The sequence below is a fragment of the Phaeobacter sp. genome, from assembly GCF_022825805.1.
In the GTDB taxonomy this organism is placed as follows: Bacteria; Pseudomonadota; Alphaproteobacteria; order Rhodobacterales; family Rhodobacteraceae; genus Phaeobacter.
This window is the reverse complement of the sequence record NZ_JAJDWC010000085.1, coordinates 26,041-34,772: the sequence shown is the minus strand read 5'-3', so window position 1 is coordinate 34,772 and position 8,732 is coordinate 26,041. Positions and strand designations below refer to the sequence as shown.

At 61.2% G+C, this 8,732-nt stretch carries 8 protein-coding genes; 7 read left to right on the top strand and 1 reads right to left on the bottom strand.

Annotated features, from left to right (window positions below):
• The first annotated feature begins 352 nt into the window (after positions 1-352).
• The 7 genes from Q0C28_RS09475 to Q0C28_RS09445 all read left to right on the top strand — a co-directional run bounded on the left by Q0C28_RS09475 (position 353) and on the right by Q0C28_RS09445 (position 7,095).
• Positions 353-1,273 carry an SPOR domain-containing protein gene (locus Q0C28_RS09475; RefSeq protein ID WP_293575138.1) on the top strand — a complete coding sequence of 307 codons (921 nt, stop codon included), beginning with the start codon at positions 353-355 and terminating at the stop codon, positions 1,271-1,273.
• 148 nt (positions 1,274-1,421) lie between these two features.
• The gene (locus Q0C28_RS09470; protein ID WP_293575144.1) at positions 1,422-2,552 is read left to right on the top strand and encodes a D-alanyl-D-alanine carboxypeptidase family protein; all 1,131 of its coding nucleotides are present in this window, start codon (positions 1,422-1,424) and stop codon (positions 2,550-2,552) included.
• A gap of 38 nt (positions 2,553-2,590) precedes the next feature.
• On the top strand, positions 2,591-3,292 hold the full coding sequence (tmk, locus tag Q0C28_RS09465) for a dTMP kinase (protein WP_293575142.1): 702 nt from the start codon (positions 2,591-2,593) through the stop codon (positions 3,290-3,292).
• The gene (locus Q0C28_RS09460) at positions 3,289-4,425 is read left to right on the top strand and encodes a DNA polymerase III subunit delta' (protein ID WP_293575136.1); all 1,137 of its coding nucleotides are present in this window, start codon (positions 3,289-3,291) and stop codon (positions 4,423-4,425) included. Before tmk ends, Q0C28_RS09460 begins: the two co-directional genes overlap by 4 nt.
• A gap of 54 nt (positions 4,426-4,479) precedes the next feature.
• On the top strand, positions 4,480-5,301 hold the full coding sequence (locus Q0C28_RS09455; protein WP_293575134.1) for a TatD family hydrolase: 822 nt from the start codon (positions 4,480-4,482) through the stop codon (positions 5,299-5,301).
• Positions 5,301-6,098, top strand: a complete 798-nt coding sequence (locus Q0C28_RS09450; protein WP_293575132.1) for an MBL fold metallo-hydrolase — start codon at positions 5,301-5,303, stop codon at positions 6,096-6,098. Before Q0C28_RS09455 ends, Q0C28_RS09450 begins: the two co-directional genes overlap by 1 nt.
• 64 nt (positions 6,099-6,162) lie before the next feature.
• A complete protein-coding gene (locus tag Q0C28_RS09445) occupies positions 6,163-7,095 on the top strand; it encodes an AEC family transporter (protein ID WP_293575130.1) in 933 nt (310 codons plus the stop codon).
• A gap of 118 nt (positions 7,096-7,213) precedes the next feature.
• Here Q0C28_RS09445 and Q0C28_RS09440 read toward each other — a convergent pair whose 3' ends face one another.
• Complete coding sequence (locus Q0C28_RS09440) at positions 7,214-8,731, bottom strand: tripartite tricarboxylate transporter permease (RefSeq protein ID WP_293575128.1); 1,518 nt, start codon at positions 8,729-8,731, stop codon at positions 7,214-7,216.
• Position 8,732 lies beyond the last annotated feature (1 nt).

Here is an 8,732-nt window from a genome sequence, read left to right as displayed (position 1 = left end):
CCCGCTTCGACGCGTGCGAACGCAGCAGCCCAAATCTCCAGTCGCCTACGGCTCGTTCCGATTTGGGCTGCTGCGGTACTAACTGAAGCGGACAATTGGCATGTTACCTACACCGGACAATTCAGAATGTTCTCGACACCGGCCGTGGTTGCCTGTGATCGCGGAAAGGGATCGCGTAAAACTTGGTCAAAGTCGCGCGGTCGAGCGCGTCGGTCTAACGACTGGTCACAACAGGTAAGCCAAAAAACACGGTCGGCGGGACCGATCACACAGACGGTCAAAGAGACGGTCACACCGACGGTAAAAAGACGGGCCGGACAACAGGCCAGAGCATACGGGCAAGGAAACACATATGGTTCACGCGACACCGCCTCGAACACCCGCGATACGCCTGATGGTGGCGCTGAGCGCGCTGACCGTAATGGCGGCCTGCGCAGACAGCACGCCGCTGGCGTTTTTGACGCCCAAGGACAAGGCCGCCGATGCGGTGGAACCCTCCAGCAGCACCCGTCTGGTCGAGCGTGAAATCGAAGCTCCCGAGGTGTTTCAGGTCACGGAATCCGGCCTTTGGGACGGACGGCCCTCGCTGGGCGGTGTCTGGGTTGCCCATCCCGACGCCAAAGACCCCGAACAAGTGATCATCCGCAATCAGGCCAACGGCAAATTTGTGATTGGTGCGCTGTTCCGGCGGGAACGGGACATTCCGGGACCCCGGTTGCAAGTGTCCTCTGATGCGGCAGAAGCGCTAGAGATGCTGGCAGGAGCGCCGGTTGAGTTGAACGTCACGGCCTTGCGGCGCGAAACCGTGCCAGAGCCCACCATCAGTGGTGCCACACAGGACAGCCCACTGGCACCTGCCACCGATCTGGATGTGGCCGCCAATGCACCTGCGGATATCGCAGCCACACCCCTGGATCCGATTGCCGGGGCCGCCGCCGCGATTGAGGCCGCGGGCGACACCGCCGCTGCCAGCGGTGCAAGCGCAAGCAGCCTTGTTTCCGCCCAGCCCGACACGCGGGCGCTGGCGGCGCGCTCCTCGCTCAGCAAACCATTTATCCAGATCGGTATCTTCAGCATCGAAGCAAATGCGACCCGCACGGCGGATCAGATGCGCTCTGCCGGTCTGATCCCGACCGTTCTGGCCCAATCAAGCAATGGCAAACCGTTCTGGCGCGTCGTCGTGGGCCCGGCCCAGTCGCAATCCGAACGCAGCCAGCTGCTGGCCACGGTCAAAGAGGTCGGGTTCTCCGATGCCTATGCGGTGACGAATTAATGGCGCGCGATCTGACCGCTGTGCGTGCGATGATATAAGGGAAGCAAGAACCGTGATCTCCTCTGCCATTTCCTCTCTTCCAACCGTTTCGTCCCGGGCCATATCCGCTTTGCGCGGCGGGCTCACACTGACTGTTGCAGCTGGGCTGATGCTCAGCCTCTCGGCGATGTCTGTCGCGGCCTTCGACACACGGGCGCGGGCTGCGTTTGTGGTTGATCAAGGCACAGGCACCGTGTTGTTGGACAAAAACGCCGATCTGGCATTGCCGCCTGCGTCAATGTCCAAACTGATGACGCTCTATGTGGCGTTCGAAGCGATCCGTGATGGGCGCCTGTCGCTCGATGAGCGGCTGCCGGTCAGCGAACATGCGATGAGCTACAAGGGCTCGACCATGTTCCTGAACACGCAAGACCGCGTCCGGGTCGAAGATCTGATCCGCGGGATCATCGTGCTGTCCGGCAATGATGCCTGCGTGGTCATTGCCGAAGCCCTGAGCCCGGATGGCACAGAGGCGGGTTTTGCCCGCTATCTGACGCGGCGGGCGAAGGACATGGGGATGATGAACTCCAACTTCACCAACTCCAACGGCTGGCCTGCGGCGGGTCATCGGATGTCGGTGGAGGATCTTGGTATCCTGGCGCAGCGGCTGATCGAGGATTTCCCGGAATATTATCCGCTGTTCAACGAAAAAGTCTTCGAATTTGATGGGCGCGCGCCGTCCAACACCCGCAATCGCAACCCGCTGCTGGGGCTTGGGATCGGCGCGGATGGGCTGAAAACAGGTCATACGTCAGAGGCAGGCTATGGCCTGGTCGGCTCCGCCAAACAGGACGACCGGCGGGTGATTTTCGTCATCACCGGGCTGGACAGCACCCGTGCCCGCGCCGAAGAGGCCGAAGCCATCGTCAATTGGTCGTTCCGCCAATTTGCCCAGAAAACAGTCGCGAAGGCCGGGGTGCCTGTGGCAAACGCGGAGGTCTGGCGCGGGGCAGAAGCGACCGTGGGGCTCGTCCCGTCCGAGGATTTCCGCATTCTGCTGCCCGCGCTTTCGGGCCGCGACGTTGCGGCAGAGGTGGTCTATACCGGCCCAATTGAGGCGCCAATCAGCGCCGGGCAACCCCTGGCCGAACTGGTGTTGCAACCCGAAGAGCTGCCCGAGCTGCGCCTGCCGCTTGTGGCGGAGAAAGACATCCCGATGGGTGGCTTCCCCGTGCGGGTTCGCACCGCGGCAGAGGTGTTGATCAAACGGTTTCTGACCGGACCTGAGGCCAGCCAGTGACGCAGAAGACTTCAGAAGACCAGACCACCGAAGACCAAATGCCTGAAAACCAGACAACTGAAAGCCAAGCGACTGAAAACCAAACAACTGGGCGCGGTGGCCTTTTCGTGACGTTCGAAGGCATCGATGGTTCCGGCAAATCGACCCAGTGCCGGATGCTGGCGGAGGCGCTGTCGGCCCGTGGGCGCGAGGTCGTCCTCACCCGTGAGCCTGGCGGCTCTGAGGGGGCAGAGGAAATTCGCCGCCTCGTGCTCGAGGGGGATCCCGACCGATGGTCCGCAGAAACAGAGCTGTTGTTGTTCACGGCTGCACGCAGGGACCATCTGGAACGGCGCATCCTGCCTGCTTTGGCGGCGGATCAAGTGGTGGTCTGTGACCGGTTTGCAGACAGCACGCGCATGTATCAGGGCCTGTCACGCGGTGATTTGCGCGGCAGCGTTGATCAACTGCACGAATTGATGATCGGCCATGAACCGGATCTGACCATCCTGATCGATATGGACCCGGACAAAGGTCTGGCGCGCGCCAAAGGGCGGCAGGGTCACGAGGAACGTTTTGAAGATTTTGGCGCTGATCTGCAGCATCAGATGCGCGCGGGGTTTCTGGCGCTGGCGACGGAATTTGCGGATCGCTTTCGGATTATTGATGGCGACCGACCCATCGATCTGGTGGCGCAAGATGTGCTGACTGTGGTGCTAGACGCGCTGCCAGCCACCCAAAGTGAAAGCCCCAAGACATGAGCGCGGATGACGCGCCGCTGCGCGCCGATCAAACCCCGGGCGCACCGCACCCTCGCAGCACTGCGCAGCTGTTCGGTCAGCATCAGGCAGAGCAGGATTTTCTGACGGCGTTCAACTCTGATCGGCTGCACCATGGCTGGTTGCTGACCGGTCCGCAGGGTGTCGGCAAGGCGACTTTGGCCTGGAAGATTGCGGCCTTTCTGCTGTCGCAGCCCCCCATGACTGGGAGTGGCTCGGGAGAGGCGAGTTTGTTTGGGGCGCCACCACCTGCAACCGGGCTGGACATCGGCGCAGACCATCCGGTTATGCATCGCATCCAGGCCCTGGCAGAACCTGGACTGGCGTCAATCACCCGCAGCGTAAACGACAAGGGCAAGCTGCGCGATCAGATCGTCGTTGATGATATTCGCGGCCTCAATAAATTCTTTGGCCTGTCGGCCACCGATGGCGGACGCCGGGTGGTGATTGTTGATGCAGCGGATGACATGAACACCAGCGCTGCAAATGCGCTGCTGAAAATGCTCGAAGAGCCCCCCGCCCGCACAACGCTGCTCTTGATATCGCATCAGCCCTCCCGGTTGCTGCCCACCATCCGCTCGCGTTGCCGTCTGCTGCGGTTTGCGCCTTTGGGCCCCGATGATATGCAGGCGGCGCTGGCCCAGGCTGGTGCCGAGCTGCCCGAACAGACCGCGCATCTGGCCGCGCTGGCCAATGGATCTGTGGGGGCTGCGCTGCGGCTGTTGAACCTTGGCGGTCTGGCGGCCTATGGCGATCTGATGCGGCTGCTGGACACGATGCCACGGATGGACAGACAGCGGGCGATGGCGCTGGCCGAGCAAGCGGCCCAACGCGGTGGTGCGGAAAAATTCGAACTGTTGCTGACGCTGATCGACACCGTTTTGGCCCGGCTCGCGCGCACCGGTGCCACAGGTCAGCCGCCGCTGCCAGAGGCCGCTCCGCAGGAGGGCGCGATCCTGACGCGGCTTTCCCCCACCCTGGCCAAATCGCGCGCCTGGGCTGATCTGGCAGCACAGGTCACTGCACGGATGCGTCATGGTCAGGCGGTGAACCTTGACCCGGCTGCGCTTGTTCTAGATACGGTTTTCAAGATGCAGGAAACTGCGGCACGCTGATCCGTCCGGGATCTGCTGCCCCGGATCTCCCGCTGGACGCGACAGAGAGCAGGTATGACCGAGAGCCTTTCCAAGACCCCCCCCGCGATCACTGACAGTCATTGCCATCTGGATTTTCCGGATTTCGACGGCGAATTGGATGCGTTGATGGATCGGGCTGCAGAGGCGGGCGTGACCCGCATGGTCACGATCTGCACCAAACTGCGCAACGAACCGACGGTGCGCGCCATCGCGGAAAGCCATGCGCCCGTGTTTTACGCCGCTGGCACCCATCCGATGAGCGTGGCAAGCGAGCCGATGGCCTCGGTCGAGGGGCTGGTGGCGCTGGCGCAGCATCCAAAATTTGTCGGCATCGGGGAAACCGGGCTTGATTACCACTACACCGCCGACAGCGCCGAGCTGCAGAAACAGTCGCTGCGCATCCATATTGCCGCGGCGCGCGAAACCGGCCTGCCCCTGATCATCCATTCCCGCGATGCCGATGATGATATGGCTGCGATCCTGCGCGAGGAAATGGATAAAGGCGCGTTCAGCTGTGTGATGCACTGTTTTTCCTCATCTGCAGAGCTGGCACAGGCTGCTGTTGATCTGGGATTTTACCTGTCGATGTCGGGGATTGCGGCCTTCCCGAAGAGCCAGGAGCTGCGCGATATCTTTGCCACCGCGCCGCTGGAGCGCGTTCTGGTGGAAACCGATGCGCCCTATCTGGCGCCACCGCCCTATCGCGGCAAGCGCAACGAACCGGCCTATACCGCCCATACAGCGCGGGTGGGTGCCGAGGTCTTTGGCGTGGACTACGCGCAGTTTGCGGCCCAGACTCAAGCCAATTTCGACCGCCTGTTCTGGAAAGCCGCGCAATATGAGGCTGCCGCCTGATGGGGGCGCTGCGCTTTACCATTCTGGGCTGCGGCTCCTCTGGCGGGGTGCCCCGGTTGGGCGGCCATTGGGGGGATTGCGATCCGACCAATCCGCGCAACCAGCGGCGGCGCTGTTCCTTGCTGGTCGAACGCGAGGGGCCGGAGGGCACCACCACCGTTCTGATCGACACCACCCCCGACATGCGCAGCCAATTGCTGGACGCGGGCATCGGACGGCTAGACGGTGTGGTCTATACCCATTCCCATGCCGATCACGTCCATGGCATCGATGATCTGCGCATGATCGTCTTCAACATGCGCGAGCGGGTGCCAGTCTATGCCGATGGTGACACGCAAAACGCATTGCTGTCGCGCTTTGGCTATGCGTTCATCCAGCCCGAAGGCTCGCCCTACCCGCCAATCCTGGACCTGCGCCAGATCGATGGCCCGCTGACCATCAGCGGCCCCGGCGGCGACATCACGCTGCGCCCCTTTTTGGTCAACCACGGCTCCATTGATGCCTTGGGCTTTCGGATCGGCGATCTCGCCTATCTGCCAGATGTGGTGAAAATCCCCGATGCCGCGCTGGTCGAATTGCAAGACTTGGACTGCTGGATCCTGGATGCGCTGCGACGCAAACCACATCCGACCCATTTGTGTCTGGATGAGGCGCTGGACTGGATCGAGCGGATGGGCCCACGCCGAGCCGTGCTGACCAATATGCACATCGATCTGGATTACGCCCAGGTTGCGGATGAAACCCCTGATCACATTGAACCTGCCTATGATGGCATGGTGATCACCTACGATATTTGAGCCGATCCACAGCGTTTTGACCCTGCTTGCGCTGTCCCATCCTTTTGCCTGAGAGATGGCAGCTATGTTTCAGAGTCTTGTTGATGTCATTCTGCCGGTCTTTTTGGTGATCGGCGCAGGCTATGTGGCCACCCGCCGGGGCTTTTTCCAGGCGGAACAAATCGACGGGCTGATGCGCTTCACCCAGAGTTTTGCCATCCCCTGTCTGCTGTTTCGCGCCATCGCGACGCTGGATCTGTCGGCGAGTTTCGACCCTGGTCTGCTGATCAGCTTTTATACCGGTGCGGGGCTTTGTTTTGGGCTTGGCATCCTGGGTGCGCGGGTGCTGTTTCAGCGGGACTGGGAAGACTGCGTGGCGATCGGGTTCTGTTGCCTGTTTTCCAACACAGTTCTGTTGGGGCTGCCCATCACCGAACGGGCCTATGGCGCGGACAATCTGACCGGCAATTTCGCCATCATCGCCTTTCATTCGCCGTTCTGTTACGGCCTTGGCATCACTGTGATGGAGATCGTGCGCAACAAGGGCGCTGGCGGTGTTGCGACCGTCAAAGCCGTGTTGAACGCGATGTTCCGCAATGTGCTGATTTTGGCAATTGCGCTGGGGTTTGTGGTGAATATCTCCGGCATCTGGATCCCACAAGCGGTGGACGAGGCGCTGTCGCTGGTGATCCGGGCGGCGCTGCCTGCGGCGCTGTTTGCTCTGGGCGGCGTGCTGGTTCAATACAAACCCGAAGGCGATCTGCGCACGATTTTCTATGTCTGTGCGATCTCGTTGTTGGCGCACCCCGCCATCGTGTGGCTGATGGGCACAACCCTGCAGGTGCAAACGGATTTGTTCCGCTCGGCAGTATTGAATGCGGCGATGGCGCCCGGGTTCAACGCCTATATCTTTGCCAATATGTATGGTCGCGCCAAACGGGTTGCGGCCTCTTCGGTGTTGATCGCGACAGGCGCCTGTATCGTTACGGTGTGGTTCTGGTTGCTGATACTGGGCTAATCTTGGGCTGATCCACCAATGCAAACAGGGCCACCCGGACCACGTCTTGCGACGTTGGGGCAGCCCTGTAAATCATTACCGTGATGACCTGATCACCATATGGCCTGATAATCTGGGATCAGTCGCCGTCAGCTACCCCAGCCTGGCGCAGGCGCGCACGGCGGGCGCGATAGCCCGGCAGGATCACCAGGATCATCGCAAACCCCAACAAGCCAATGGTCATCGGCCGCTCCATCAAGAAGCCAAGCCCATCATAAAGCTGCATGGAGCGGGAGAAGTTATCCTCCAGCATCGAACCGAGGATGAACCCGATCAGCAGCGGCGCCAGCGGATAATCCGCAAACCGCAGCACGGTGGCACAGACACCCAGCCCCACGAGGATCAGCAGTTCTGTCGCGTTGTTCTGCCCGATATAAGCGCCCATCAGGGTAAAGAAGAAGATGAACGGGATCAGATAGTTGCGCGGAACGGCCAGCACCTTTGCGATATAGGGGATCAGCGGCAGGTTCAGGATCAACAGGATCAGATTGCCCACATACATGGAGATGATGACCGCCCAGAAAATCTGCGGCTCATCCACCATCAGGCGCGGACCCGGCGACACATTGAGCGCGATCAGCGCCCCCAACAGGATCGCCGTTGTGCCCGATCCCGGAATACCAAGCGTCAGCAAGGGCACAAAGGAACCGGTACAGGCGGCGTTATTGGCACTTTCGGGGGCCGCGAGACCTTTGATCGCGCCTTTGCCGAATTGCGCCTGCTCCTCCTTCGGGGCGATGTTGCGTTCCACCGCATAGCCCAAGAATGACGCGATGGTCGCCCCGGCACCGGGCAGCACGCCCACCAGGAACCCCTGGATCGACTGACGGCCAATGACCGGCGCGATGGATTTGGCTTCCGCTTTGCTGATGCGCAGATCCTTGATTTCACTGTTGCCGCCCTCTGTCCGGGAACGGCTGGGATCCAGCACCAGATAGAGCGCCTCTGGCAGGGCAAACATCGCCATCGCCAAAGTGATGAAACCAAAGCCCGATTGCAGATCCATGATGCCCATGGTGAAGCGCGGCATGTTGAACAATGCGCCCTCGCCGACCGTGGCCATGATCAGCCCCAAGACGGTCATCAACAGCGCCTTCACCACCTGGCCGGTGCCCGCAAAGGCCGCGATGGCCGACAGACCAACCACCATCAGGGCGAAATACTCAGCCGAGTGGAACAGCAGCGCCACACTGGCCAGTGCGGGTGCAAAGATCATCAACAGGATTGCACCGATGCTGCCGCCACAAAAGGATGAGATCGCCGCCACTGTCAGGGCCTTACCGGCCTTGCCCTGGCGCGCCAGCGGATAGCCATCAAAGGAGGTCGCCACGGTCGAGGCCACCCCCGGTGCGTTGATCAGGATCGACGATGTGGAGCCGCCAAAGATCGCACCATAATAGACCCCTGCCAACAAGATCAGCGCTGCTGACGGATCACCGATGGAGATCGCAACCGGGATCATGATGGAAATGATGCTCATCGGGCCAAGGCCGGGCAACATGCCGATGAAGGTGCCGATCAGGCAGCCTCCGATCACCATCAACAGATTGCTGAGCGAAAAGGCCGTGCTGAGGCCAATCAGAATGCCGTCTAACATG